The organism is Chryseobacterium sp. NFX27 (assembly GCF_049887855.1).
Taxonomy (GTDB): Bacteria; Bacteroidota; Bacteroidia; order Flavobacteriales; family Weeksellaceae; genus Chryseobacterium.
In genome coordinates this window covers 49,834-76,398 of sequence record NZ_JAGEKK010000009.1, presented here as the reverse complement: position 1 = coordinate 76,398, position 26,565 = coordinate 49,834, and the positions used below count along the sequence as shown (strand labels likewise).

Here is a 26,565-nt window from a genome sequence, read left to right as displayed (position 1 = left end):
TTTTATTTCTTAATCCCGATAGATTCCAAAGCATGAATCGTCAGATAGATATCATTGAAAACCGTGAGTGATTCAATATCCGGAAATGCAGATGACATCATGTCGCTTTTATTAAAAGAGAGCTCAACTGCTTCATCATAGGAAGCTACGATTCTTACTACGGAATATCCATTGTAGGCAATGGTAAAGCCTTCAAAAAGACAGTTTCTTTCTGCGTTCTGATATTCGCTGTATTCTTCAAATCCCGCAGTATCATTCCTTTTTACGGCATTATGATCAAGTGATTTCCAGGAAGTATAGTTCTTGGGTTCTTTCAATACATTTCCTTTCGGATCTACGGGAACAAACATTCCAAGCATCAGTGGACGTCTCAGAAAATTAGCATAGTTTTTCATCAGGCGCAATGTCTGAAGATCGGCATATCCTTCGTTAGAATAATACTCAATAACAAAATCCGTCATCGGAATCAGCTTGTGGGAAGCTTCAGTCGGCATAATTAGTGTTTTCTTTTATGAAATAAAAATAGTACTTTTATTTACTTTACCAAACATAATCTGTTTCAGATACAGGAAAACTGATACTGAGATCTTAAAATGTCCGGAAAGTAAACAGAGATCAGGCTGGTGTTGCGCAAGTGCTCTACACTTTGGAACATTTCGGACATATTCCGCTCACTATAAAATTATATTCCTGCGCTATAAAGTCTGGCGGAAGGCTGATCTCAGGAACAACATTTTCAATGCATGTTACTGAATGGCATTCTTTACAGTTGAAATGAATATGATTGTGAAAATGCTTTTCTGTATTACATTTTCCACTGCATTTCGCAAAATTCACAACGCCGTCAATGTTCACAATCTTATGAATAAGCCCTTCATTTTCAAGCCTTTCAAGCACCCGGTAAATGGTCACTCTATTGCAGAGATCACCCAGCTTTTTCTGAATATCTGATTGTGAAAGGGCTATGTCAGAATGATTAATGACATTTAAAATTTCAGTTTTAGCCTGGGTATTTCTGGTTTGTTTCATTTTTAATGCAACAATGTTGCGTTATTTGATATTTATCTATACTTTTGCAACAAAGTTACAATAAGAAATTTAAATCCCCTTCTTTATGAAATCAAAAATTCTTGATGCAGTAGGAATTTCTGCAGCGGCTCTATGTCTTATCCACTGTATTGTTTTTCCTCTGTTAATGATCATTCCGTTGGGAATCTCCCATAACCCTTATATTGATCTTGCTTTCCTTATCATTGGTGCCGTAGTGGTTTATAGGATAACGAGAAATATGGACAGCAAATGGCTAAGATTTCTGTTTTGGGCTTCCATCATCCTTATCTCGGTTTCTGTTCTGGCAGATTTAATCTTTGAAATACATATCCCTTTAATTTATGCCGGAGCAGTGGGATTAATTACAGGCCATATCATCAATTTTAAGAACCACAAGCACTAACTTTATAATTCCGAAGCCGAAGGTTTTCTGAATATTAAAGATGAAAATTCACAATTAATTAACGCAACTTGGTTTCATTAGTCAGAATTACATTTTACCTTGCCCTACGAAATTTATCAAGATGAACAGACGCAAATTTTTAAAAGGTTCAGCTTTACTGTCAGGTTTATTTACCTTAAACCCGGTTGATTTTTTTGCCAACAGTACAAAGGAAATTCCGGACCCTGGAAAAAAAGCAAAGAATATTATTTTCATGATCAGTGATGGCATGAGCTCAGGAACTTTAGCAATGGCTAATCTGTATTCCCAGAATATCCTGGGTAAAAACGGAAACTGGATGAATCTGTACCTTGAAAATAAAGCTTCCCGGGCTTTGATGGATACTGCTTCTGCCAGCTCCATTGTAACAGATTCTGCTGCGGCCAGTTCGTCATTTGGCGGAGGACACCGCGTAAAAAATGGTGTCCTTAATATTGGAGCCAATGGAGAAAAATATGTTCCGGTCTGGCAGAAATTCAAAAAGGCAGGAAAAAAGACGGGCTGCGTAACAACCGTAACGATTACCCATGCAACTCCCGCCGGTTTCTGCGTCAATTCAGACAGCAGAAATGCAGAAAATGAAATTGCGGAAATGTATGCTGAAATAGGTTTTGATGTGATGATGGGTGGTGGAGATGAATTTTTTAATCCTTTAAAAAGGAAAGATAAAAAAGATATTTACAGTCTGTATAAGCAGAAAGGCTATCAGGTTTTAAAAAATAGAGTGGACCTTAAGAATACAGAAAAAGGAAAGAAAGTTTTAGGAGTGTTCAATTCCGGAGCTTTGCCATATTCCATCGACAGGACGAGTATTCCTGATCTTCAAAAGACACCTTCTCTGGCTGAAATGGCTCAAACCGCTATTGATCATATGAAAGACCACAAAGAAGGCTTTGTTTTACAGATTGAAGGGGGAAAAGTCGACTGGGCAGCACATGCCAATGATATTTCTGCTTTAATTCATGATCAGCTTGCTTTTGATGAAGCTATAAAAACCGTGATAGATTTTGCGGAGAAAGATCAAAATACAATGGTCATCATCACAACAGACCATGGAAATGCTAATCCTGGAACAATTTACGGACCGGATGCCACCAAAAATTTTAACAGCATTTCCAATTATCTATACACCAATGAATATATTCTGAATACTATTCACCCGAATTTTAATCTTCAGCAGATGAAAGACTGGATCTATGAGACCAATAAAATACGCCTTGCTGATGATGAGGCCAAACATTTGCTCAGTTTTTATTCAGGGCTTGAAAAGCAGGAAGCTGGGATTTACAACTATAAAAAATTACCTTTTAAAGCGTATTCAGAAATTCAGAAGAAGCATAATTCTGTCGGTTGGATTAGCATGGACCATTCTGGAGATTATGTGGAAGCTGCCGTTTACGGGCCTGGAAAAGAGCTTCTGCCACCTTTCATTAAAAATACAGATCTGCATTACCTGATGTTAAAAGCTGCACAGGTATAATTTTATAATAGATACCTAATACTAATTTATAAACAAACAGTTGCTAAGATTAAGATCTGGGCTTACTTACATATCGGTTGCCTTTCACATAAAAACGCCAGGGCAGCAGTGCATCTTCCTGGGCATAGGCAACTCCAATCCTCGGTCCAGAAACAATCTCGTCCGGAGCATATTTGATGCCGTGATCTTCGATCCAAATTTCGTTCCCGGTTAAATCTTTTTTATTAAAAGAACGGTCAATACCCAATGCCTTAGCTGCTGAGCCCGGTCCTGATGAAATCGCAGTCTTGGAAGCCGGCATATTCCGTCTGAACTCCATAGTTTCGACACCTGTTAATGGCTCTACGGCCCTTACCAATACGGCATGGGGCTCGCCTTCAACAGAACTTACGATATTAAAGAGATGATGAATTCCGTAACATAAATAAACATAGGAAACACCACCCTGGGTGTATAATGTTTCGGTACGTCCGGTGCGGCGGCCTCCATAGGCGTGGGAAGCTTTGTCTATAACACCGGAATAGGCCTCGGTTTCTACAATGACCCCCGCCGTGAGGTCACCGTTTATTTCCGTGAAAAGTACTTTTCCCAAAAGATCCTTAGCCAGGAAAATAACATCCTGATTTAAATAATAAGAAAGTGGCAGCTTCAAAATCTGTTTATTTATTTGCAGTTTTAAGAGGAAACAAAGTTAATCAACTGATACTAATTTATTGTTATCATGACCAACTTAAGCAGAACAGATATAAAAATTATGATCAAAAATTGATAATTTCAACTGTGAATGATTTAACTTAGAAGATTATCGATTTAGAAGATCACAAGAAAACGTCTGCTGGATTTTATAAGCTGATTAAGTGATAAATTTCTATCATGAAAAAGCATTAAAAATAAAAAGAGACCTGTTTCCAGGTCTCCGTCTCCGTTAATATATAATCTACTTTGCTTTACTGTTAATGGCAGTATCCGCTATCTTGGTAAGCAGTTCATCACATTTTTTTTCTTCGTTAAGAGTGGCCAGCAGGTTTTTCAGGCATACTTTTTCTTTAAGAACTTTGGCATAGGCAGCCAGCGATCCATAGGTGGCGATTTCATAATGTTCCACTTTCTGTGCGGCGGCAATTATTCCTGCATCTCTTACAGCTCCTGCCTCAGTTTCTTCCATGATGCTTTTACCTTCATCTAATAATCCCTGCATGGCATCACATTTTTTAGCTTGGGCTTTTTTGCCAAGAGCAGCAAAACATTCTTCCAGCCTTTTTACATGAATTTCTGTTTCATTAAGATGCTGTTCAATGGCCATTTTTAATTTTTTGTCTGTTGCATTCTTATGCATTTTAGGCAGGGCTTTTACAAGAGCCTTTTCTGCCCAGTAAATATCCTTCAGTGAATCTTCAAACAAATCTTTAAGCTGCTTGGCTGCATTTTTTTTAGCAGGAGTTTTTCCTGTTTTTTTAACTGCAGTTTTCGAGACAGGTTTTCTTGTTGTTTTTTTAGTTTCCATAATAATATAATTTAGTGATTGATTATTTGATGACATAATATCTGCAATTATGGGACCAGCCTGCATTTTCGGGTATGTATGTGGCAGGTATAACAGTTTATGAATAGGAGATTTTTGAAATAATCCAATAAGGAAGAGGTCTTTTAATCTTCCGTTTCTTTTTTGAAGCTCATCACTTCGTATTCATCATTCGAACAGTATTTTTTACAGCTGCTGTCATTGAAATCATCAGGATTTTTCGAAAAATCTTCTATATATTTTGCACTTTCTCCTGTATCAGCAGGGGTAATAATGATATGAAAATTTTCGAGCACAGATTTATCCGCTTTTTTCAGAGCTTCTTTTTTATATTCTAAGGCTTCATTGTATTTCATAAGCTTCTTTTATTTATCAAAAATAATCCTGCCATCAAAGGGCTCACTCCATTTGATAAAAATACGGTCATTCAGTCTGCCAATACTGGGCTGAATGACTTCAAATTCTCCATTTTCGTTTTTCCTTTCAACGGTTAGACTGGATCCTTCGCCGATTTCGTTAACGGTAAATTCTATCTGGTACTGATTTTCACTATTCAGTACAAATTCTGCTTTTGTGAAATTTTTATTTAACATGGGAATACAATTTATTCTTAACCTAATGAATAAATTATGCCAATATAAATCGCAATTTATTTTAATTTTAATTTTTAAAATACCAGATTGTCCTTCAATATGATGGAATAATTATTGCCTCGTAAATGCATCCAGACTTTAAATTATCTCATATGAAAATAGCAACGTATAATGTAAACGGAATCAATGGCCGCTTACCGGTTTTGCTGCAGTGGCTGAAAGAAGCCGGACCGGATATTGTCTGTCTTCAGGAACTAAAAGCGCCTCAGGAACGTTTTCCTTTAAAAGAAATCAATGATGCAGGATATCAGGCTATATGGAACGGACAGAAAAGCTGGAATGGGGTAGCCATCCTTGCCAAAGACCTGGAGATTACAGAAGTTCAGAGAGCCCTGCCCGGGAATCCTGAAGATTTGCAGAGCCGCTATATTGAAGCTATTATTGATCAGATGGTGATATGCTGTCTGTATCTTCCCAACGGAAATCCTTATCCGGGACCAAAATTTGACTATAAACTAGACTGGCTCAAGCGTTTAAAAAAACGAACCAATGAGCTTATCAAAATGGAGCTTCCTGCCATACTCATCGGTGATTTTAATATTATTCCTGAACCCAGAGATGTTTATAAACCTGAACGCTGGGAAAATGATGCATTATTCAGGACAGAAGTAAGAAAAACCTACAGGGACCTTCTAAATAAGGGCTGGCTTGATTCCATCCGTACATTATATCCCGACGACACTGTTTACACTTTCTGGGATTATCTGTATAAGGCATACGACCGTAATGCAGGCATTAGACTGGATCATATTCTGTTAAGTCCATATCTCCATTCAGGTTTACAGTCCGGCGGTGTCGACCGTCATGTCCGTGGCTGGACTAAAAGCAGTGATCATGCGCCTGTATGGATTCAATTGGAGAAATGAATACGGCTGCCTATATTTCATGAACCAGACGGAAGGTAAGGTTGATCCGCGGCTTCATAGGCTTCGCAGATTTGGCAATCCGGTGTTCCCAGTTTATCTGCAGATCTCCTTTCATAATCAGCAGGGATCCGTGCTGAAGCGGTAAGCTGTATTTATTCCGGTGGTCATCTGCTTTCCGGAAATCAAAATTTCTTACCTGGCCGAGACTCACGGAAGCAATGACTGGCCGGTTTCCCAATTCGCTTTCTTTGTCACGATGCCATGCAACAGAGTCGTTTCCGTCACGATATAAATTCAGCAATACAGAATTAAACTTGTAACCGGAAGATTTTTCTATCTGCTGTTTTAAGGATAATAGTTCAGGCAGCCATGGATTGACATTAAAGGAATTGCCGCCTAACTGATAGATTTTGCCTGCATCTCCATACCATGCTGTAAGTCTCGGTGTAAGAACCGTTTTATCATACATTTTCTGGGTTCTCTGCTTCCACGGAGCCGTACGAAGCAGAAGCTCCTCAAGTTTTGAAGATTCATCTTCCGGCAGAAAGTGCTCGGTGTATTCCAGCAATTCTTTCGGGAACCGGAAATATTCATCTGAATTAAATAAACTTAACTGATCCATTACACAGTTGATGTCAGTTTTATTTGGACTTGCGGCGTCCGGAAACTTTTTTATCCAGTTGTCTGATATCCTGCTTCAGTTCCCGGAACATTTCTTTAAAGTTATAATTATCATAATCATCGGGCTCAAAGTCTTCGGGAAAAATTCCTGATGCATACTGCCAGATCTCTACAATTTCTTCAAAAGGAATATCATAAGGTTCATAGAATGAATTATCGGCACTTACACAGATGTTGTTTCCTTTTTTTTCTTTGAAACGTTTGTAGGTAATTCCGTCATTTAAGGTGATAAAAACATAGGTTTTTCCCGGTTTCAGCTCATCAATTCCCTCTACGTATTTCCCTACGATATAGGATCCGTTTCTAAAGGGCGGCATAGAATCTCCATCTGCCGGAAAAGCCCTGTATTTACCATTAGTCAGGAAGGGGAGGGCAATTCTCTGCAGGCTTTCAATATAGCCTACATCACTATAGCCTTCAAGATAACCCATGGACGCTTTCTGCGGAATAATTTCAATGGTGTCATTTCCCAGATCGTCTACAGCTACCGGCAGGACAATTCTGTTGTCCGGAAGTTTGAGCATGTCTTCAACCGGATATTTACGGATATCTACGGACACCAGAAGATCAATACTGACGTGAAAATATTTGGATATTTTTATAAGAAGCTCAATAGGCGGTTCCGAAACTCCGTTTTCATATTTGGAATACCGTACACGGGAAATGCTTAATTCATTGGCTACGGATTGCTGGGAGAGTTCTCTTTTATCTCTTAAAAAGCGAATATTATTTGAAAAAATTGACATTGATACAAAATATATCAACAAAAATACAAATTCCGATTAGAAAAGCTCCTGTTTTACAGTACAAAACCTGTAAAACACATGAAATCAGCTTGTTTTTTTTCGGTAGGTTCTTCCTCAGTTATTTTTCCTTAAGATCAGTGTTGATCTGCTTTTCCGCATTTTTAGCTTTTTGTTCCTGAGCTTGTTTTTCCTTCCTCTGCTGGCGTTTTGTCTTTTTCTCGGCACGTCTTTCTTCACGAATCACTTTATTGGATTTTTTATTATACAGGGCATCAATAATTCCCTGGCCTGTTTTACTGAAGATCTTAATTTTCGGCTGGGCATGGGTTCCGGTCACAACGATAGGAAAACCAATCCATCCTCCCGGCGGCAGCCCAACTCTTATTCTCAGGTCCAGTAATCCATTAAAGCTTGTTGTTCCGCTTATGGTAGGTCTCAGCACGGAAACTTTGAATGTAAACGGATCCACATGGATCAGGTTGTTTTTGATATGAGATTCAATATTAACTCCTTTCATATCAGGATTATCAAAAGCCCGTGCTCCGATATTATCACCAACAGCGGAAAGCATTTTTAAATTTTTCACCTCTACATCACGGAGATTAACAATTCCACCGCCTTCCAGTGACGGATAAATAGGTTTCATATTTTTATCAAAATCACCTTTCAATTTATAGTCCAGAGACACGATACCTTTAACATTTTTAGCAGCTGTAGCCATTTCACGGACCATCTCAATTTCTTTATAGGCACGCTGAACATCAAAATCCTGGACTTTAAGAGCGAGATCATAATTAGCAGTCAGGGGAGATTCATCCTGGTAACGGGCATCAATATTCATACGGCTTCCAATGATGTCGAATGAGGTATTTTTAAGATAAATCTGGCCTGTATTCACCGAAGCATTCCCTTTAAGATGATGAAACGCCAATCCTTTGAATTCAACTTTTTTTACATTGGCTTCCAGGGAAACATCCAGGTTTTTCGGAATAATGACCACGCCGCTGCTTTCCGGGTTTTCTACTTTTGCATATTCTACTTCTATGGATTTATCGGTATTATCTCCGTTTTTAAGCGCCATAAACTCATCAATCAGGATATAACTGGAGTTTAAACCAAACTTTCCGTGAAGGGTTCCTTTTCTTTCAATAAAATAGTTGATGGTATTCAAAAGATAGCCGTTTAATGCAAAATCAGATTTTCCATAGGTGGCCAAGAACTTGTTGAACCACATTTTTTCATTCTCAAACCGGAAGTTTCCTTCTCTGATAAAAAATGATTTTGGAAGGTATTCTGTAGTCGCTTTAATATTCTTTAAAATCAGTGTTCCTTTGTTGTCGAGTTTACTGTACTGACCTGTTGTGGCATAGCTTTGCCGGCCATTGAGCGAAAGATCTGCCATAATAAGTCCACTGACATCAAATCCTTTTTTCGCAAAAACTTTATAGATTCTTCCGACGTTCAGAACTCCTTTTGCCCGCACTTTATACAGCAGGTCTTCAAAATCCCGCAAACCAGCATTCACGAAAACAGGGTTTCCCTCAAAATCAAAGCTGAAAGGATCCATTTTCACACCAAGGCTTCTGAAAGTACCGTCTGTATTGACAATATTGGCTATCAAACTGATATTCTGAATAGGATTGGGGTAGTATTTTGTTTTCACCAGGCCGTTTCTGAGATGGAGATAGCCGTCGGTTTTCGGGAACAGTTTTCTGTCAAGGCTAAACATACCATTGGCCTTGATATTGGTATCCATCAGTCCGCGGATATCAATGTCTTTCAAGCCTAAAGCCTGATCAAGCGTCTGAAGGTCTACCACACCTTTTATATCGGCATTTACCTGCATTTCATTAAGGCCCTTTGTTTTTACGTAAGCACGGAACTTATTGTTCGGACCGAGATCAAAGGTCAGCTTTTTTAAATCTACAGCAAGCTGGTTGGTATCTAATGACGGCAGATCTATATTCAGATCCATATTCAGGTTATTCATCGGTACGGGTGCTTTTCCGTTGGCAACAAAACCGTTTTTCACCAAAAGACGTACTTTGACTCTGGGTTTGATGTTTCTAGGCTCGCTGAATCTTCCTTTTATATGAAAATACAGATCACTGTTTCCTTCAATTTGGGTATCTTTCGCCCAATCGAGATATTGTGGCGGCAATACGGAGATCATTTCCCGGATCGTTGTTTTTTCCGAAGCAGCATTGATATCCATATGGTACCCATCCCTGAGAATGCTGATAAAACCAATAAATTTTAAGGGAAGATCATTAATTCTTAATTCATTTTTCTTGAGGACAAAGGTTAAAGCATTGGTATTAATTCTTGTAATCAGGTCAGCATGCAGGGTTTTTTGTCTGGCATAATAGATCCTGTTCAGGCTAAAATCCACTTTATCAATATCAAGATTAGTCTCAAGATCGAAAATATCTTCGCTCAGACCGCCTTTTCCGGTATAGTTCAGGCCTTTGGCGTCAACCAGAACCCTTGCAGAATGATCACTATATTTGATATTCCAGTTTCTGAATTTAATCAGATCCAGCTTTATGGATGCTCCTGTTTCGGTAGTATCTTTAGGCTTTTCGGAAGGTTTGGAAATGTATACATTGTAGTTTGCCTCACCTTTACTGTTCACAAAAACATGGGCGTTGGCATCGGTTACATATATTTCATCAATTTTTACTTGCCGGTTGAAAATCAGATTTTTAAGATTAATTCCTACAGCAACCTCTTTTGCCGTCAGTAAGGTGTCATTTTGAAAAGGCTTTGACCCCTGTAAAACGAGATTATCCACTGAAACCGTAAGGGAAGGGAAGTGCCGGAAAAAAGTAAGATGGGTCTTTTTATAATCAAGTTTTCCCGCAAGATGCTTGTTGGCAAATATTTTTACCTGCTGAGAAATTGTTCCCGGAAACAGTATGGGAATAATAAACATCAAAAACAAAATGGCAGCTATTGAAATTCCTGTCCATTTTAGAATTTTCAAAATTATTTTTTTAAACCTTTCCATAGCTCCATAATTTTGATTGATTACCGTTATAAACTGATAACAATAAATTAGTAATTGACCATCTAAAATTAAGCCATTTCAATAGTTTACAGATTTATGCTTTTTTTAGCTATTGTGAGTTTATTTTATATTTTAATTAAATTGGCACAGTTTTTACATAATTTATTTTAAAAAGTGTGATGAAAATAATTAAAAGTATTGGAGCAACTGTATTAGTTGTATTATTTGTAGCTTCTTGTGCTCCCAGATTAAAACCTAATGGAAATCATGGCCTTCCACCGGGACAGGTTAAAAAAGTAACCGGTGCTAAATCAGCAAAACATTACGCACCAGGACGTTATAAATAACAACAATTTAAAACCTCTCAATTCAATTGGGAGGTTTCGTATTTCTACTAAAAAACGATCTATTAAGTGATAATTTCACAGCAATTACCTGTATTTATTGATTTCACATACCACATTACGCTAATAAAAGTTGGAAATAATTAAATTTACATAAAATTTAAAATTTATAGAGATGAAAAATTTTATGAATATTTTTTTTACAACAATGGCAATATTAGGATCTATTGCTGGTTATTCTCAAAATGGATTAGTAGGTATAAATACCACTACGCCTTCTACAACTTTTGATGTCAACGGAGGGACTAGAGTCCGGTCACTAGTAGATGCTACTGCAAATACCACCTATACCAGAAATGTTGTAGCTGATGTTAATGGAAATTTAGGTTACACTAATAGGGTTGCAAAGTCAACACCTCCCAATGTAATTCTATCAAACTATATCATTACAGATACCCCAATTATTGTTGCTACCGGAGTCAGTCTGACTGAATTTACACCTATTATAACTTCATTTTTAGCGAATGCTGCCAATGTTGGCCTGCCAACATACTCTTTTTATGATTCCGGTGGAAATATCTTCTTTGATATGTTAAATCCAGCGACTGGAACGGGTTATAATATAACAATTAAATTTATAAGAAATAATTAAAGCTATCACTGTAAACTTTGAAAATATTTCTTTCAAAAAGTCTTCAAATTGTTTTGAAGGCTTTTATTTTTTTTATGATCTTAACAGCTTTGCAACCGGATCACAGCACATCATACTTCGCATGGTGATTTTACGTTGGCTACGCATTACCAATCTAAAAAAAATAGAAAAATAATCAAAAACGGTCTCCGAGGCCGTAACTTTAAAGCTTCGGAATTATATGCTATTTTTAAAAACGAATGTAAATAAAAAAATAATGAAGATAATTTCAGTAAGACAAAATCCGGAATACAAAGAAAAAGCAATAAAATATTTTCAGGACAGCTGGTCTGAAATTTCGCCTGTTATTTATGAAGATTGTATCTCGAACAGTATTAATGCTACACAGTCTTTACCACAATGGTATTTATTAGAAAAAGAGGGAAAGATAATTGGGTGTGCAGGATTAATTACAAACGACTTTATAAGTAGAATGGATTTGTATCCCTGGATCTGTGCAATATATGTTGAAGAAAAATATCGAGGAAATGCTTATGGTGCATTACTCATAGAAAAGGCTAAAAATGATACGAAAGCTTTCGGATTTAGGTATTTAAATTTATGTACTGACCATATAGGTTATTATGAAAAATATGGATTTGAATATATAGGAGAAGGTTATCACCCTTGGGAGGAAAAATCAAGAATTTATCAAATCGAAGTATAAGAAAAGTATAACAATGGTTTTAATAAAGGAATGGAAAATAAATCTTTGAACTTTATTAAAAAAGAATTTTAGTAAATAAAGACCAACAAAAAGCCTTCAAAAAATAATTTGAAGGCTTTTATGTTTTTGCGGGCTTAGTTGGAATGAATTACATTACTCAATATTCCCCCAAAATGCCCAGCTGGTTCCGTTATAAAAGCAAACCAGTTTTGCAACCGGGTCATAGCACATCATCCCTGCGCTTGGCGATTGTACGTTGACTGCGGGGTTGATTACTTTCGGTAAAATAAGTGCTTTGTCTTGAGATTCCAGAATTAAAACTCCTTTTTCTGCAGGTGAATCGGCGGCTCCGATAACCAGCCCTTTAGATTGGTTGTTTTCGGCTCCTGCCAGTAATGTTTTCGAAGTACCGGCCTGTCCTGTAAGCTCTACCCATGCGGTTCCGTTGTAATATTTTACTTTGGAAGTGGTTCCGTCAAAAACAAATGTTCCTTCAGCTACATTGGTCATGCTTGCATTGTCGCTTACTTGAGGAAGAATAATTCCTTTCGTAGTTCCGGAAGGAAAATCTACCAAACCACTTCCGTCGACAGATTCTTTTTCAAATCCAACCTGGGCGTTTGCAAAAGCCGATATGAAAAGAGATATAGTGAGTGTTTTTATATTGAAGTTCATAATTAATTACATGTTTGGTTAATACAGCTCCATTTTGTTCCGTCATAGATTTTCAGACAGACGTCGTCTGTGTCGAAAACCATCATTCCGTCGACAGGATTGGTAATTGAAATTTCCGGATCCGTTACTCTTGTGATGACCAATCCTTTATCATTAGATTCTAAAGCAATAAATCCGTTGTTAACATCCGCAGGGAAATTTATTGTGCTTTTGGAAGCTCTTGTAGAAATTCCGATTTTCGTGATTTCCGGAGTTCCTGTTACGCCAGGTTTGTAACATGGGCAGGCATAAGATTTAACAACATTGGAATAAATAAGACAGCCTCCGGGTGGAGTTACCACTACATTGTATTCCGCTGCAGAACTATCAGTGATTGGAATAGAATAGTTACTGGTAGTTGCTCCTGAAATGACAACACCATTCTTATACCACTGGTAAGCACCTAATCCGGGAGTTACAGATAATGACAAGGTTGAGCTTCCTGTAGTACCCGTACAAGGTCTTGTGGTAGGACTATTGGCTACATTAATGGTAACAATCGGTGCGGTTCCGAAACCTGAATAATATCCTCCAAATCCGGCATTTCCGCTTGCTCCGATTATTTCTGCCTGTATTGTTCCTGCTGAGCTCACTCTTACATTTTTAATAGTTGCGGTTCCTCCTGAAGCATTGGCAATATCATATCTATAGCTTCTCCAGTTAGGATTTCCCGGTACAGCGGTTCCTGCTGCAACAATAGCCGCAAGAGAGACTCCACCTACCGATACAACAGGTGCGTTGGCGGTTCCGCTTGCTGCAAGTACGGCAAGTTCTGTATTGGGATATACCGTTGCTCCTATTTGTTTAGCATCCGGAATCATGTTTACTGATGTCTGCCCGAAACATGACAGAGGGGGTATAAACATAAAACTGTTCGTTGCCAAAGAAGAGCCTCCGAAAATTTTATGAAAAACATAAACCGCTTTATTGGTTTTCAGATACATATTCTTATTGGTAAATGAACTGCCCGGTACAACCACGTAATCTCCGATATTGGCTAAAGTATAGTTGGGAGTAGCGCTTCCGTTGACGCTCACTGTTGTATTGGCTTCTGTAGCGATCACGACCACTCTTTCATATGTTCCGCCATTTCCCTGCATTATAACATATTCGTTCCCGAGCTGTTCTACGGGCACCAGTTGATCCACTGCAAAATCCCGGCTGTCTGATACGGTTCCTGTTTCTATACTTCCTTGCTGCATTAGCCCTCCAACTGTCACCGCGATATTTTTGTCCGCTGTTATTTTAGCTCCCAGCCAGCCTCTGTCCTGCAAGCTGAATGCATTCAATTTTACTTTAGCATAGAGTATAAAAGACTGTCCTTTTTGCAGTGTTCTTGTAAAAGTAGTACCTGTTAACGGGGTTGCGCTGGCTCCATTGATGAATTGGGTTCCTGCATCAATATTATTAATGGTGACTACCGTATTATTTTCTGTAGCCATAATGGAAACCATATTTCCGACTTCAGGGATTGAAGTGGTAAATTCATTCGGAGTTCCGCCCCAAAAGAAATTTTTCCCCAGGGCCACTTGTCCTTTGGTAAGAGAAGATCCTGCCTGGGAAGCATCAGCACCCCTGTAATTAACGAAAAAGTCAGCTGTAGACTGGAAGATCATCCCACCAACGTTGGCCGGGATTATAGTTCCTGCATTGGTTGTAGGCCGGGTCATGGGTGATGTTCCGGGTGCTAAAACCACGTTTGAGGCATTGATAACGGATAGCCTCACGGGAGTTGTATTAGCAAATGTTACCACGCCGTTGGTTACAATAGTGGTCGTTGCCGCATTAATATTGTAAACGGACAGCCGGGGAATGGTTGTTCCGTCGGCCATTCTTACCGTTACTGATATATTACTTGTTGACGGGGTCGACAAATAAATATATTCTTCCGTAATAGTAGCTGCCGTTGAGCCATAAGCTCCAAAGATGATAGGCTGTAGATAGTGCGTATTGTCCAGCTGGGAATAAAATAACTGTGACATAAGAAGCACAATCAAAAAATAAAATTTACGCATTGTATGATTTTTATAATTGTATATAATTGATATTTTTTCTTAAATTTTAGAGCTTAGGATGGAAGCAGTCTATTTTAAGCTTTATATTACCAAATAATTTCATCAGTAAAAACCTGGAAATGCAGACTTTGGTCCAAAAAAGGATTTTCGTTAACATACAATAGGAGGGATTATGCATATTTTATAGTTTCATTTTGTGTTATTAGAATCTATTCTCATTTCTGCATTTCAGGTATTATTACAATAATTCTTGTGCATGAGATTATATATAATACAAAACAATGTTTGTCTTATTGGATCATCATCTTACACAATCAGATTTAAATTTGATTAAAAGAAAGGTGTTTGCGGTAAACTGCCAACAATGAATAACGTAACATAGGTACGATTTGTGGCAGAATCAGCAATAGCCGGCGGGTATTTATCTTAACCTGAAAAAGGGAAGTGTTATAGATAAAGTAATAAATAATTTTCATTTTCATGGCGTAGTACAGTACTTATTAGCAGTTTGCAAATATAAATATTATAAATATAATTTATTACATGAATGATAATATTCTGTCATTATTAATAAATAAATAATATATTCAATCGATTGTACATTATGAATTAAAATAAGAATGCAGTTTAATTTAATGAATAAATGGAAAATCTTAAAGCAGATTTCTTCCACATAAAGAACTTCAAAATTGGAGGGATTATGGGTTAGCATAAAAAAGTGAATTCATATACAATTTAACATAATATAAATTATAGGACAAATAGTATTTCAATGAAATAGAAGTATAACCTCTTCAGATTCCGTTATTTTCAAATTTTCCCTGCCTAATATCCTATAGCGGATTCTGGAACGTTTCTAATTCATCAACCTGTCCATTCGTTAAAGCAAACTTCATCGTATTGCTGTACACTTTTAGATTTTATTTCTTCCATAAGCCGTTTAAATTTTTCCAGATCTGCTGAGCTTGTCTATACGGCATAAAATTCAGCCTCTGAAAAAATAATGGCCGTACGACCGCTCATGAAGATGATGAAGAAATTAATGCTCTGTCCGTTTTCGATAAAATTTTTCCAGCATTCACCATCTCTGTATTTTGCCCCTGAATCATTGATTTTATACCATTCCACTCACTTCATTTGCTGGTTGACTTATTTCCATCAAAATATTATGTTAAATAGATCATCAATATAAATTCTTGTCACATGACAATTTCAGTAGCAATAAAAACCAATACCTTTATTCTAACATAAAATAAAAATAATATGAAGCCCAAAATGATCTGGGCCAATCTTGGAGTAACCAACCTTGAGCGTACCCAAAAATTCTATACAGAACTCGGATTCAAGCCTAATAATCCTAATTCATCTAATGAACTGGTCAGCTTTTTTTTCGGTGAAAATGAATTTATTATCCACTTTTTCCTTAAAGAAATACTGGAAGCCAATGTAAAAAATGTACAATTCAGCGACGCACAGAGTCCCAATGAAATTATATTCACCCTGTCAGCAGAAAGCATAGAACAGGCAGATCTGTGGGCACAGGAAGTCGTGAAAGCCGATGGTAGCATTGTTTCGGAACCTGAAAGCTTTGGAGATCATTATTATGGTTTTGTCTTCGCAGATCCTGATGGACATAAATTTAATGTATTCCATATGTAAGGATAATAAGTAATATCTCTCGCAGATTTGGCAGATATTGCAGATTTTTATCATTCCTAATCTGCTTGATCCTAAAATCTGCGGGAAATTAAAACTCAGTGAGATTTACTTATCACATAGTTTCTCTTTCTTATAGGTAAGGATACAATAATTTTATACCTCTCGCAGATTTATCCTTTTGCTGTAAAATTTTCCTATAAAAACTTGCGTAGTCAAATAACTTCATTTAAATTTGTAGTCAAATAGCTACACAATGAATTTAAGAAGAGATGTATTCCAGGCGATAGCCGACCCTACCAGAAGATCTATTCTGATGCTGGTGGCTGCACAGTCTATGACCGCCGGTGCTATCGCTTCCAATTTCGATACCGCCAGACCTACCGTTTCCAAACACCTTCAGATCCTTACCGAATGCGAACTGCTGAGATCTGAACAGAACGGCCGTGAAATTATCTATCACCTTAATCCCAATAAAATGAAAGAAATAGCCGATTTTATAGAACCTTTCCGCCAGATGTGGGACGAAAAATTCAATAAGCTGGAAACTGTGATGAAAGCCTTCCAAAACATGAATAACAAGTAACAGGCAGTGAGTAATCATTTTATACTCTAGAAACACGCAAACCTCCACTCAAGAAAACTCTCCCACTCTAATACTCTCAAACCCTCTAACTCAAACCTTCAAAATCATGGAATTAAAAACAAAAATTCACGCCGAAGACGGCAAGCAGGAAATATTCATCATCAGGGAATTCGATCTTCCTGTGGAACTGCTTTTCAAAGCCTATACGGAAGCTGAACTTTTCGAGCAATGGATGGGAACCAAAGTAACCAAATTTGAAAATAAGCAACACGGAAGTTACCGTTTCGAAACGTCAAATCCACAGGGCGATGTAGTTTTTAGTGCCAACGGAACCATCCATGAATTTGTTCCTGACCAAAAGATCACAAGAACTTTCCAGATGGAAAATACGCCATTTCCTGTTCAGATCGAATTTTTAGAATTTGAAAAGCTCACAGACAGTACCAGCAAAATTACCATCCATACCATTTATAAATCTGTTGATTTCCGAGACCAGATGCTGAAACTGCCTTTCGCACAGGGACTTAATATGGCTCACAACCGTTTGCAGGAGTTGTTAAAATAAGATGAGATAATAGACTAAGAAATGGAGAGACAATGAACGCCAGGATAATTGTGAACCTCAATGCCAATAGTGAATTTTGCTTTGCAGGCGAATCATCAATTATCAGTGAATGGACAACAACATTGAACTTTAAACCTTAAACCTTGAACACTAGTACTCTCCCACTCTAATACCCTCAAACCCAAGAAACCCAAAACACATGAATCCAAAAGTTAATTTTTTCTTCGAGAATGCCGGCCAATGGCAGGAAGAATTTGAAAAATTAAGAACCATTGCCCTCAGCACAGAGCTTACAGAAGATTTAAAATGGGGCTGTCCCTGCTATACCTACGAAGGGAAAAATATTTTCCTGATCCATGGTTTTAAAGAATACTGTGCCTTGCTATTCTTTAAAGGTGCTTTGATGAAAGACCCCGATCATCTTTTGATCCAGCAGTCTAAAAACGTACAGGCGGCAAGACAGATCCGTTTTACGGAGGCAGCACAGATCAGTGGTCTGGAGCAGGTTCTCCGGAGCTATATGTTTGAAGCAGTGGAAATTGAAGAATCTGGTGCTAAGGTGGAAATGAAGAAAACAAAAGAGTTTGAAATGGCCGAAGAATTTCGGAATAAACTGGATCAGAACCCGGCTTTACAGGAAGCTTTCAAGGCACTGACTCCGGGAAGACAAAGAGCCTACCTGCTCCACTTTTCCTCTGCCAAACAGGCCAAAACCCGTGAAGCCCGTATTGAAAAATGCATCCCACAAATAATGGACGGAATAGGATTAAACGATTAACATTAAAAAACTATTTTATGGAAACACAGAACAAATCTCAAAAAAGAAACAGGATCATCTACTGGATCTTCACGATCTGGATGGCATTGGGAATGGTATCTACAGCCATTGTACAGCTTATGAAAAATGAAGATGAGCTCAGGAACTTTACCAATCTTGGCTATCCCGCTTACCTGATGATGATAATCGGAGTGTGGAAACTCCTTGGCGTTGTTGCTGTACTGATCCCCAAACGTCCTCTGCTTAAAGAATGGGCCTATGCCGGATTTTTCTTTGTAATGTCCGGAGCACTGAGTTCCCATATCATTGTGGGGGATACTTTTGGAAGAACTTTTCCGGCTCTTTTATTGCTGGTTTTAGTTATTATTTCATGGTATTTCAGACCTTCAGACAGGAAAATCGCAGGGGTTAATCTAAATGGACAGTAGAAACTATTATTTAAAAACCAAACATACACAAAAACTGATATGAGTAAAAAGAAACTGACAGCCGAACAGAGCGCAGCGCTTTTAAAGGTACTGAAAAACCGTTTTGAGAAGAACATGAACCGTCATAAAGATCTGAGTTGGGAAAAGATTCAGCAGAAACTGGAAGCAGCCCCGGAAAAACTCTGGTCACTGAACGAAATGGAAGAAACGGAAGGAGAACCCGATGTGGTAGCCTACGACAAAAAAACAGACGAATATATCTTTTTCGACTGTTCCCCTGAAAGTCCGAAACGCAGAAGCCTGTGCTACGATTACCAGGCCTGGGAATCCAGAAAAGCCAACAAACCCGAAAGCAACGTTATTGATAAAGCGGCTGAAATGGGCATTGAATTATTAACAGAAGAGCAATACAGACAACTGCAGGAACTCGGAAAGTTTGACCTGAAAACTTCCAGCTGGGTAAAAACTCCGGGAAATATCCGGGAACTGGGCGGAGCCATTTTCTGCGACCGACGCTATAATACGGTTTTTATGTATCATAACGGAGCCGATTCTTATTATGCAGCAAGAGGCTTTAGAGGAGTTTTAAAAGTTTAAAAAAGTCAGAACAACTAATCTTACTTTATTCTTTAAATTCCTTATTAATGGTTTAAATTTTTAATCAACAACAGATAAAACACTAATATTTATAATTAATTTTCTTTCATATTTAAATACTATTACTAATTTAGTACATTGAAATTTGAATTTAAAATAACAACATTAGGTATGAAAAAATTAATCTTACTGGGGTCATTATCGTTTTTTTTGATGAATTGCAATAAAAAAACAGAAACACCGGCTCCAAAAACTGAAACTGATACAGCAGCTGTCATTGAGCCTGTGGTAGATACACTCGGACCAAAATCATTCTGCTATATCGGTGTTACAGGAAAAGACAGTGTTTTTGCCTCTATTGATGATAACCTGGGGACCATCACCGGGAAATTAGCTTATAAAAACCATGAAAAAGACAGTTCTAAAGGAGATGTAACCGGTTTTAAATCAGGAGACACCCTGAAGCTAACCTATGAGTTTCAGTCTGAAGGGTCAAAAAGCAAAAGAGATATTTTCTTTATTCAGAAAGACAATACTTTAACAGAAGGGATCGGGGATCATAAAGAGGAAGACGGACAGTCTAAGTATGCTGACGAGAAAAAAATTAGCTATAAAGACGGGCAAAAGCTGGAAACTGCTGACTGCAAAGTAGTTTCAAAAGCTTTAAAATAAGATAAAAATAAGATATAGCAATAATTATTTTTCAATATTGAAAAAGGTGGCTGAGAATTTCAGAGCCACCTTTTTATTTTGCTAAAGTTCTTTTTTAATAATATCTATAAAACGTTCTACCGCTTCATCACCTGTATTCCAGGAAGTAATAAGGCGAATGGCAGAAAAGTTTTCATCAACTTTTTTCCAGACAAAAAATTCAAAATGTTCTGACAGAATTTTAATAAGATCATTACTGATGACAGGGAATATCTGATTCGTATAGGTATCAGCAAGAAACTCCACTCCCTTTTCCTTAAGGGCATTTTTAATCTTCATCGCCTGCTGGTTGGCATGTCTCGCCAGATCAAAATACAGATCATCTTTCATCAGTTCCATAAACTGGATCCCCAGAAGACGTCCTTTGGCCAGCAGTGCTCCTTTCTGCTTGATATTGAATGCAAAATCCGGCTGTAGAACCTTATTATTAATAACAATGGCCTCTCCTATCAGTGCCCCGTTTTTTGTTCCGCCCAGATAAAAAATATCCGTCAGTTCCGCTACCCTTTCCAGGGTAAGATCACTGATCTCAGCAGTAAGGCCATGTCCTAGCCTAGCGCCATCCATAAACAGATACAGCCCGTTCTGACGGCAAAAATCCGAAAGCTCTTCCAGCTCTTCGGCCAGATAAATAGTTCCCAGTTCCGTAGAATTTGATATATACACCAATTTTGGCATAACCTGATGCGGAATATTGCTGTGGCTCTCCAGAACCGGAATAATGTCTGAAGGCCTAAGTTTCCCGTCCGCTGTATCAATGCTCAAAACTTTATGGCCTGTGGCTTCAATAGCTCCTGTTTCATTATTCAGAATATGGCCCGGCGCTGCAGATATTGCACATTGGTATGGCCTTAGAATTGAAGAAATTACAATCAGGTTTGCCTGCGTTCCTCCGGAAACCAGATAAACCTCTGAATCCTGATTATTAATTTTTTCTCTGATCAGCTTTTTTGCCTGCAGAGAATACTCATCTTCACCGTATCCGGCCTGCTGCTCAAAGTTAGATTTTAAAAGTGCTTGTAGAATATTCGGGTGACATCCCTCGGAATAATCGTTTTTAAAAGAAAATTTCATAGAGTAAAATTAAAAAAAGTTAAAATAACAAGACCCGATTTTACATAATATTTTGTTAGATTTGTGTAGAAAATCATCTAACATTTTGAGAACAACATTAACAGAAGAAAATTATCTGAAGGCTTTGTTTCATTTAGTTGACCATGAAGGGAAAGTGACAATCAATGAACTCAGCAAGTTTTTAAACGTAAAAATGCCGAGCGTCAATAACATGATGAAGAAGTTTGCCGACAAAAAATGGGTGGTCTATGAAACATATAAACCGCTGGTCGTCACAGAAAACGGAAAAAGGGAAGCTGCACTGGTAGTCCGCAAACACAGGCTTACCGAAATGTTTCTGGTAAAAAAGATGAACTTCGGCTGGGAAAATGTTCACGAGATTGCAGAGCAGCTGGAACACGTTCATTCACAAATCTTTTTCGATAAAATGGACGAAATTCTGGATCATCCTAAGTTTGATCCTCATGGAGAACCTATTCCGGATAAAGACGGAAACATTATTGCACAGGATCTGCAAAAATTAAGCGCCTGCACCGTGGGAGAAACCGTAATATTTGCTTCAGTTACGCTTTCAGATGATGGTTTTTTAAGCTATTTAAATGAAAGAAAACTGCTCCTGAATACCAAGATCAAGATCGTTAAAATTGAGGATTTTGATAAATCCATGACCATAGAGATTGGAAATTCTAAAGAAGTTCTCAGTAGAAAAGCCACAGAAATAATACTGGTAAAGAAATAAGACAGTATGGTGGCTGAGGCTCCCGAAGCCACCAGATTCTAATATTCCAGCATTCTTACCACAGTTTCAATCTCATCAGAAGTATTAAAATAATGCGGCGACAGACGAATAGCCCTATCCAGGTCTTTCAATGTAAAATCTATCAATGCATTGCTTTTGTTGCTTACTGAAAAATACACATTATTCTCTTTCAGAGTTTTATAAATATTTTCAATATTGCCGTCTTGGGCACAAAAAGTAACAATGCTGCATAAGTTTTTGCCCTGATCCAATACCCGAAAACCTTTATTATGGAGGCCAACTCTCAGGTTTTCCGCCAACTTTTTATTATAGTTCTCAATATTCTGCAGACCAATTCCGTTGGCATACTGTAAAGCTTCTGTAAATCCTAAAAGCGAGCTGATAGAAGTCTCCCAGTGCTCGAATCTTTTTGCCGTTGTAAGCAGCTGATAATCATCAAACTCCGTCCATGCTGCACCTGCCATATCCAAAAATAATGGAGCCATATTTTTTTCTAAAACCCTGTCGGAAACATATAAAAACCCTGTTCCTCTGGGCCCTCGCATAAATTTCCGCCCCGTAGCAGTCAGAAAATCACATCCTATCTTTTCAACATCTACAACTAACTGTCCAACGGACTGGCAGGCATCAACCAGGTACAATACATCGTACTGCCGGCAGAGCTTACCTACTCCTCCCACATTCTGAATCAGCCCGGAATTGGTCGGAATATGAGTAACGGCAATGAGTTTCGGATGGTATTTTCTGATTAGATGTTCAAGGTCTTCCAGATCCAGCTCATGATCGGAAAGATTTTTCATCCTGATCAGCTTAACGCCCCGTTTTTTCTGCAGTGAAAAGAAAGCCATCTGATTCGAGATATAATCATCATTCGTTGTAATAATACAATCCCCGTCTTTGAATTCAATACTGGACAAAGCTTTAGCATAAGCATCGGTAGAGCTGACCGTAAAAGCAATATTATCAGGCTCGGTGTTGATGAGTCTGGCTGCTTCTGTATAAAACAGGCCAAGTCTTTCCGCATTCCTGTCAGCTGCGCCATAAGCACCATGCTGCTGTTCTAAGAAAATATAATCGGTCATGGTTTTAACCACAATTTCTGTCATCAATGATCCTCCCGCACTGTTTAAATATATTTTATCTGCACAGCCAGCCGTATCTTTTCTTATGATATTTAGATCCATATTTTATTTTGGAATTGATTATGTTTTACACCTTTCAATATTTAAACATAAAAAAATCCCGAAAATTTAAGTCCGGGATTTATATTTTTAATCATTTTAATTAATCTAAAACACTCCAGCCTCTTTTCGGGTTGGTATTTGAAGAAACTTCCTGTTCGTTAACAATGATATTTTCTTTTCGCTGGCCGATATAGTCTAGCTCGCTTAATTTAGAGAAAATAATTTCCAGGCTGCGTAACATCTGCTGAATATACAATAATGGTTCTCCACAATTATGGTGGTCATAATTGGTTTCTGCTACGATAGAAAGCTGATTCAGTAAGGTATGCGGAGCAATTTCGCTCCACTCCAGGCTGTAGTTCAGCATTTCTTCCAGTTCTGCAGGAACCAGAAGCTGCGTTGAATTGTAAAGATGAAGAGCCAATTTTGCAAATGATTCGATCAAAAATACAGGCGGCTGCCACGGAATAATGTTTCTGAACTGGAAATACATATCTCCAAAGGTATTCACCATGGTTGTACACAAAAATTTAACGTTCTGTGCCAATGCCGTATTCTGGTTTTTGTGAGATGCTTTCTGAATGATCTTAAAAGCATACTGCTGAAGATTTCCTATTGATTTTGCATAGCTGCTGTAGTAATCTATCAAAGCCGGATGGCTCTGGATAGAAGTACATGGCGGAATAAAATTGGAATCTACCTGTGCTATATTTGCTTTTAAATCTACTTTTCCGATAATAAGATAGTTTCCTCCGGAATAACTGCTGTTCAGTGAAGTGACTGGAAGAAGTTCAATGTGATGATTCGGCTGTGCATTGGGATGGCGGGGCGGAATTTCCTCCGGGTCAATATCTCCAAATGGCACCTTATCAAAAGGATTCACAGAGATCAGGATGTAGTAATCGCCGTCTGCCTGCTCCTCACTCATAGATTTCGCCAGTGATTTCACACTTACTCTCCTGTCACTCAAATCAATACGGTAACCGGCCATGGTAACAGCGCTGCATCTTTTAATAACAAGCTGTACGTCATTGGTAGCGGTATTATGAACATCAAATATTGTTTTGTCCGTAAATTCATTGGAAATAGGCAAAAGCCCATAATTATATGTGGTGATTCCCAGCGAGCTGGAATCTCTTATCGTGTCAATTAAAAAATTATCCTGATCATTAAGGTGTCTCTGGGAAACTTTCATCCCATCTACCCAATTGATCGCAAAATGCTTAATAGGCTGTATCATAGTTAATACTTTTAAATTTTCTGTGATTATGATTTTTTCAATACTCCTTCTTCCTCATGCTGGATAACTCTTTTGCAGATCACCACTTCATTTTCTGAAATGTTGTTTGTAGAGATATCCTGGTCGAAATCAATATACTTTCTAAAGCTGAAAAACGATTTTTTGGTGTAAAAAATCCAGTAATAAGGCTCTTTTTCTGTATCCGAAAGATGAATGATGGAATTTGGATTCTTATGATTATAGTCGTCAACTACCCTGTAGAACCAGTCTCCGAAAGTAACTCCGGTAGGCAGTGTTTTGGCTTTGATCCTGAATCTGTTTGAATCTTCAAGGTTCTTGCTCAGTTCAACGTTTAATACCATTAATCTGTCAAAATCGGCTCCTTCAAAGTCCGGAAGCTTCTGGTCAGGAGAATATCTCCATGTTTTATAGATATCAAAAGGAATGCTTATAAACTGAACGTAACAGTAATAAAATACCATAGGAACAACAAAGATCAGCATACTTGTAGCAGCCATTACGGAATAGCCTGCCCCTTTACTGATCCAGTTAAAGATCAGTGTAAATAAATATCCTCCAAAAGCAATGCACGTTAATGAAAGTATAGATTCAAACAAAATACTCATTGCTAAGGAATCAATATGCTTTCTGAAGTATTTATGCAGTAAATTAACATGAATAATACCAAAAATAAGGTAAATAACCTGTGCAATAAGGTACCAGTAAGGATTAAAAAGGTTTCCTGCAAAACCAAAAATCCCCGGCAGTGCCAGACATAAGCTGCACAGAAGAACATATATAATAATTACTTTAATTTTGATCGCAGGTTTGTTTCTTCTGATAATACCCAGAATGATCATCAAAATCACCGCGATTAAAGGCATTAGAATATACCTTAAAAAAATACCTTTTACTGAAGAAATTTCCATTAGTTTCTTTTCAAATTTATACTTTGTTGGTAGTTGTAAATATAATAAATTATTTTAGAGAAATGTAGAATACCCGAGACGGCTGGCATTTCTTTCATCATCTTCAAGACTGAACGAATATTCTTCTTTCTCGGTAATAAAATTTTCCTCCACATCTACCGTTACCGGAAGAAAATAATCATATAAAGCCTGCAGAATATTTCTGAACGGGCTTCCGGAAATATACTTTTTCATTTCTGTATAAGGAATCGGCCCTATATTCACTACCCAGTTCCGCTGTCCGTCCATATGTTTTCCGCTGGGAATATAGGTAACCCCAAGTTTGGAGTTTCCCAACAACATAGAATCGTCATTTCTTTCTATCCTGTCGATAATATTCGGGGCAAAAGTAACTTCTACCGGTACCTGAAGAAAAGCTGTCATGCATCTTTCAAACCATCTTTTATCGCCTCTGATCTGATGAAAAAAGGGTAAAATATAGATAAAAATATACGCGTTCTGCTGATCCAGCATTTTTATAAGTGGCCAGAGCTCACTCACCGTGTCCAAAAGGCTATCTGTACTGCTTGAAATATCAAATTCAGATTCCTTAAGCAGGGAACTTATTTCCGTAAAAAAAACTTCCAGCTCGAAAGGACGGAAAAATTTACGGGCATCCTCTTCTACTTTTTTCTGTTTACGGATCTCACGTACCACAGAATCTACATTCTTCCGGGAAGCTCCCAGAGAAGGCGGATGAAACAGCCCTTCCGGAAGATAGTCATAAATACCCTCTCTATAGGTTTCTATGGTGAATACTTCCTCATCAAATCCCAAATAGCTGCTCGAAATACTTTTGATATCCTTAAGATAAGCCCGGTCATTGATTCCTATTCGCTCTATAAATATATTGCTTACCGCACGCTGGTACTTCAAAAGATTCACCGCCACGGCTTCAGCTTTGAAATCGGTCTGCAGTTTATTGTAATACATGTCTACAATATTATTCTCATACATAGTGTTTCCTGTGATTATGACTTGTAAAGATAATATATCTCATAAGTTTGAAAAAATAATTTGGCTATAATTTTATCTTAAAAATACTAATTTATTGACATTAAAAGGAATATTCCATGACAAATTCCGTAAAAATACGGTAATATCGGTTTGTCTTTATTTTAGATGGCAGGTTTGAAA

General features: G+C 37.8%; 31 protein-coding genes. 14 read left to right on the top strand and 17 right to left on the bottom strand.

What is annotated here, in order from left to right:
- Nucleotides 1–2 precede the first annotated feature (2 nt).
- Together J4Q03_RS12025 and J4Q03_RS12020 are read right to left on the bottom strand one after the other, a co-directional pair.
- Nucleotides 3–494: a hypothetical protein gene (locus tag J4Q03_RS12025; protein WP_426048414.1), complete on the bottom strand. Its 492-nt coding sequence runs from the start codon at nucleotides 492–494 to the stop codon at nucleotides 3–5.
- 145 nt (nucleotides 495–639) lie between these two features.
- Nucleotides 640–1,029 (bottom strand): Fur family transcriptional regulator, encoded by a 390-nt coding sequence (locus J4Q03_RS12020; protein ID WP_426048413.1) that lies wholly within the window; start codon nucleotides 1,027–1,029, stop codon nucleotides 640–642.
- Between the two features lie 85 nt (nucleotides 1,030–1,114).
- Here J4Q03_RS12020 and J4Q03_RS12015 point away from each other — a divergent pair, with 85 nt between their 5' ends.
- Together J4Q03_RS12015 and J4Q03_RS12010 are read left to right on the top strand one after the other, a co-directional pair.
- On the top strand, nucleotides 1,115–1,453 hold the full coding sequence (locus J4Q03_RS12015) for a MerC domain-containing protein (RefSeq protein WP_426048412.1): 339 nt from the start codon (nucleotides 1,115–1,117) through the stop codon (nucleotides 1,451–1,453).
- Nucleotides 1,454–1,574: 121 nt separating this feature from the next.
- Nucleotides 1,575–2,972 (top strand): alkaline phosphatase, encoded by a 1,398-nt coding sequence (locus J4Q03_RS12010; protein ID WP_426048411.1) that lies wholly within the window; start codon nucleotides 1,575–1,577, stop codon nucleotides 2,970–2,972.
- A gap of 49 nt (nucleotides 2,973–3,021) precedes the next feature.
- Here J4Q03_RS12010 and J4Q03_RS12005 read toward each other — a convergent pair whose 3' ends face one another.
- From J4Q03_RS12005 to J4Q03_RS11990, 4 genes are all read right to left on the bottom strand, one after another.
- The gene (locus J4Q03_RS12005) at nucleotides 3,022–3,624 is read right to left on the bottom strand and encodes a DNA-3-methyladenine glycosylase (protein WP_426048410.1); all 603 of its coding nucleotides are present in this window, start codon (nucleotides 3,622–3,624) and stop codon (nucleotides 3,022–3,024) included.
- 285 nt (nucleotides 3,625–3,909) lie between these two features.
- Entirely contained in the window at nucleotides 3,910–4,476 is a 567-nt protein-coding gene (locus tag J4Q03_RS12000; protein WP_426048409.1) for a ferritin-like domain-containing protein, read from the bottom strand.
- Between the two features lie 143 nt (nucleotides 4,477–4,619).
- The gene (locus J4Q03_RS11995; protein ID WP_426048408.1) at nucleotides 4,620–4,850 is read right to left on the bottom strand and encodes a hypothetical protein; all 231 of its coding nucleotides are present in this window, start codon (nucleotides 4,848–4,850) and stop codon (nucleotides 4,620–4,622) included.
- 9 nt (nucleotides 4,851–4,859) lie between these two features.
- On the bottom strand, nucleotides 4,860–5,087 hold the full coding sequence (locus tag J4Q03_RS11990; protein ID WP_426048407.1) for a glutathione synthase: 228 nt from the start codon (nucleotides 5,085–5,087) through the stop codon (nucleotides 4,860–4,862).
- 152 nt (nucleotides 5,088–5,239) lie between these two features.
- Between J4Q03_RS11990 and xth the strand changes: the two genes are divergently transcribed.
- Nucleotides 5,240–6,013: an exodeoxyribonuclease III gene (gene xth, locus J4Q03_RS11985; protein WP_426048406.1), complete on the top strand. Its 774-nt coding sequence runs from the start codon at nucleotides 5,240–5,242 to the stop codon at nucleotides 6,011–6,013.
- 10 nt (nucleotides 6,014–6,023) lie between these two features.
- On the opposite strand, the gene J4Q03_RS11980 is transcribed toward xth, so the two are convergent.
- The 3 genes from J4Q03_RS11980 to J4Q03_RS11970 all read right to left on the bottom strand — a co-directional run bounded on the left by J4Q03_RS11980 (nucleotide 6,024) and on the right by J4Q03_RS11970 (nucleotide 10,426).
- The gene (locus tag J4Q03_RS11980; protein ID WP_426048405.1) at nucleotides 6,024–6,635 is read right to left on the bottom strand and encodes an alpha-ketoglutarate-dependent dioxygenase AlkB family protein; all 612 of its coding nucleotides are present in this window, start codon (nucleotides 6,633–6,635) and stop codon (nucleotides 6,024–6,026) included.
- Between the two features lie 19 nt (nucleotides 6,636–6,654).
- A complete protein-coding gene (locus J4Q03_RS11975) occupies nucleotides 6,655–7,440 on the bottom strand; it encodes an XRE family transcriptional regulator (protein ID WP_426048404.1) in 786 nt (261 codons plus the stop codon).
- A 118-nt stretch (nucleotides 7,441–7,558) separates the two neighbouring features.
- Nucleotides 7,559–10,426 (bottom strand): AsmA-like C-terminal region-containing protein, encoded by a 2,868-nt coding sequence (locus J4Q03_RS11970; RefSeq protein ID WP_426048403.1) that lies wholly within the window; start codon nucleotides 10,424–10,426, stop codon nucleotides 7,559–7,561.
- 200 nt (nucleotides 10,427–10,626) lie between these two features.
- On the opposite strand from J4Q03_RS11970, the gene J4Q03_RS11965 reads away from it, so the two are divergent.
- The 3 genes from J4Q03_RS11965 (at nucleotide 10,627) to J4Q03_RS11955 (ending at nucleotide 12,152) form a co-directional block, all read left to right on the top strand.
- On the top strand, nucleotides 10,627–10,797 hold the full coding sequence (locus J4Q03_RS11965) for a hypothetical protein (protein ID WP_426048527.1): 171 nt from the start codon (nucleotides 10,627–10,629) through the stop codon (nucleotides 10,795–10,797).
- A 172-nt stretch (nucleotides 10,798–10,969) separates the two neighbouring features.
- The gene (locus J4Q03_RS11960; protein WP_426048402.1) at nucleotides 10,970–11,446 is read left to right on the top strand and encodes a hypothetical protein; all 477 of its coding nucleotides are present in this window, start codon (nucleotides 10,970–10,972) and stop codon (nucleotides 11,444–11,446) included.
- Nucleotides 11,447–11,702: 256 nt separating this feature from the next.
- Complete coding sequence (locus J4Q03_RS11955) at nucleotides 11,703–12,152, top strand: GNAT family N-acetyltransferase (RefSeq protein ID WP_426048401.1); 450 nt, start codon at nucleotides 11,703–11,705, stop codon at nucleotides 12,150–12,152.
- 153 nt (nucleotides 12,153–12,305) lie between these two features.
- Here J4Q03_RS11955 and J4Q03_RS11950 read toward each other — a convergent pair whose 3' ends face one another.
- The 3 genes from J4Q03_RS11950 to J4Q03_RS11940 form a co-directional block, all read right to left on the bottom strand.
- Nucleotides 12,306–12,827: a hypothetical protein gene (locus tag J4Q03_RS11950; RefSeq protein ID WP_426048400.1), complete on the bottom strand. Its 522-nt coding sequence runs from the start codon at nucleotides 12,825–12,827 to the stop codon at nucleotides 12,306–12,308.
- Nucleotides 12,828–12,829: 2 nt separating this feature from the next.
- Nucleotides 12,830–14,848 (bottom strand): IgGFc-binding protein, encoded by a 2,019-nt coding sequence (locus J4Q03_RS11945; protein WP_426048399.1) that lies wholly within the window; start codon nucleotides 14,846–14,848, stop codon nucleotides 12,830–12,832.
- Nucleotides 14,849–15,850: 1,002 nt separating this feature from the next.
- Entirely contained in the window at nucleotides 15,851–16,009 is a 159-nt protein-coding gene (locus tag J4Q03_RS11940; RefSeq protein WP_426048398.1) for a hypothetical protein, read from the bottom strand.
- Between the two features lie 135 nt (nucleotides 16,010–16,144).
- Between J4Q03_RS11940 and J4Q03_RS11935 the strand changes: the two genes are divergently transcribed.
- From J4Q03_RS11935 to J4Q03_RS11905, 7 genes are all read left to right on the top strand, one after another.
- Nucleotides 16,145–16,540, top strand: coding sequence for a VOC family protein (locus tag J4Q03_RS11935; protein ID WP_426048397.1), 396 nt, complete (start codon nucleotides 16,145–16,147; stop codon nucleotides 16,538–16,540).
- 253 nt (nucleotides 16,541–16,793) lie between these two features.
- A complete protein-coding gene (locus tag J4Q03_RS11930; protein WP_426048396.1) occupies nucleotides 16,794–17,123 on the top strand; it encodes an ArsR/SmtB family transcription factor in 330 nt (109 codons plus the stop codon).
- Nucleotides 17,124–17,229: 106 nt separating this feature from the next.
- Complete coding sequence (locus J4Q03_RS11925) at nucleotides 17,230–17,688, top strand: SRPBCC domain-containing protein (RefSeq protein ID WP_426048395.1); 459 nt, start codon at nucleotides 17,230–17,232, stop codon at nucleotides 17,686–17,688.
- Between the two features lie 199 nt (nucleotides 17,689–17,887).
- Nucleotides 17,888–18,466, top strand: a complete 579-nt coding sequence (locus tag J4Q03_RS11920) for a YdeI/OmpD-associated family protein (protein ID WP_426048394.1) — start codon at nucleotides 17,888–17,890, stop codon at nucleotides 18,464–18,466.
- A 17-nt stretch (nucleotides 18,467–18,483) separates the two neighbouring features.
- Nucleotides 18,484–18,894, top strand: coding sequence for a DoxX family protein (locus tag J4Q03_RS11915; protein WP_426048393.1), 411 nt, complete (start codon nucleotides 18,484–18,486; stop codon nucleotides 18,892–18,894).
- A gap of 39 nt (nucleotides 18,895–18,933) precedes the next feature.
- Nucleotides 18,934–19,491, top strand: a complete 558-nt coding sequence (locus J4Q03_RS11910) for a DUF4256 domain-containing protein (protein ID WP_426048392.1) — start codon at nucleotides 18,934–18,936, stop codon at nucleotides 19,489–19,491.
- 171 nt (nucleotides 19,492–19,662) lie between these two features.
- Complete coding sequence (locus tag J4Q03_RS11905) at nucleotides 19,663–20,163, top strand: hypothetical protein (RefSeq protein WP_426048391.1); 501 nt, start codon at nucleotides 19,663–19,665, stop codon at nucleotides 20,161–20,163.
- Between the two features lie 81 nt (nucleotides 20,164–20,244).
- Here the strand turns inward: J4Q03_RS11905 and J4Q03_RS11900 are convergent, their stop codons facing one another.
- Complete coding sequence (locus J4Q03_RS11900) at nucleotides 20,245–21,276, bottom strand: threonine aldolase family protein (protein ID WP_426048390.1); 1,032 nt, start codon at nucleotides 21,274–21,276, stop codon at nucleotides 20,245–20,247.
- A gap of 85 nt (nucleotides 21,277–21,361) precedes the next feature.
- Here J4Q03_RS11900 and J4Q03_RS11895 point away from each other — a divergent pair, with 85 nt between their 5' ends.
- Nucleotides 21,362–22,015, top strand: coding sequence for a metal-dependent transcriptional regulator (locus J4Q03_RS11895; protein ID WP_426048389.1), 654 nt, complete (start codon nucleotides 21,362–21,364; stop codon nucleotides 22,013–22,015).
- A 38-nt stretch (nucleotides 22,016–22,053) separates the two neighbouring features.
- On the opposite strand, the gene J4Q03_RS11890 is transcribed toward J4Q03_RS11895, so the two are convergent.
- The 4 genes from J4Q03_RS11890 to J4Q03_RS11875 form a co-directional block, all read right to left on the bottom strand.
- A complete protein-coding gene (locus tag J4Q03_RS11890; RefSeq protein WP_426048388.1) occupies nucleotides 22,054–23,220 on the bottom strand; it encodes an aminotransferase class V-fold PLP-dependent enzyme in 1,167 nt (388 codons plus the stop codon).
- Between the two features lie 100 nt (nucleotides 23,221–23,320).
- Nucleotides 23,321–24,460 (bottom strand): hypothetical protein, encoded by a 1,140-nt coding sequence (locus J4Q03_RS11885; RefSeq protein ID WP_426048387.1) that lies wholly within the window; start codon nucleotides 24,458–24,460, stop codon nucleotides 23,321–23,323.
- Between the two features lie 26 nt (nucleotides 24,461–24,486).
- Nucleotides 24,487–25,389 (bottom strand): TssN family type VI secretion system protein, encoded by a 903-nt coding sequence (locus tag J4Q03_RS11880; protein WP_426048386.1) that lies wholly within the window; start codon nucleotides 25,387–25,389, stop codon nucleotides 24,487–24,489.
- Between the two features lie 54 nt (nucleotides 25,390–25,443).
- The gene (locus J4Q03_RS11875) at nucleotides 25,444–26,361 is read right to left on the bottom strand and encodes a type VI secretion system baseplate subunit TssG (protein WP_426048385.1); all 918 of its coding nucleotides are present in this window, start codon (nucleotides 26,359–26,361) and stop codon (nucleotides 25,444–25,446) included.
- Nucleotides 26,362–26,565: the final 204 nt, after the last annotated feature.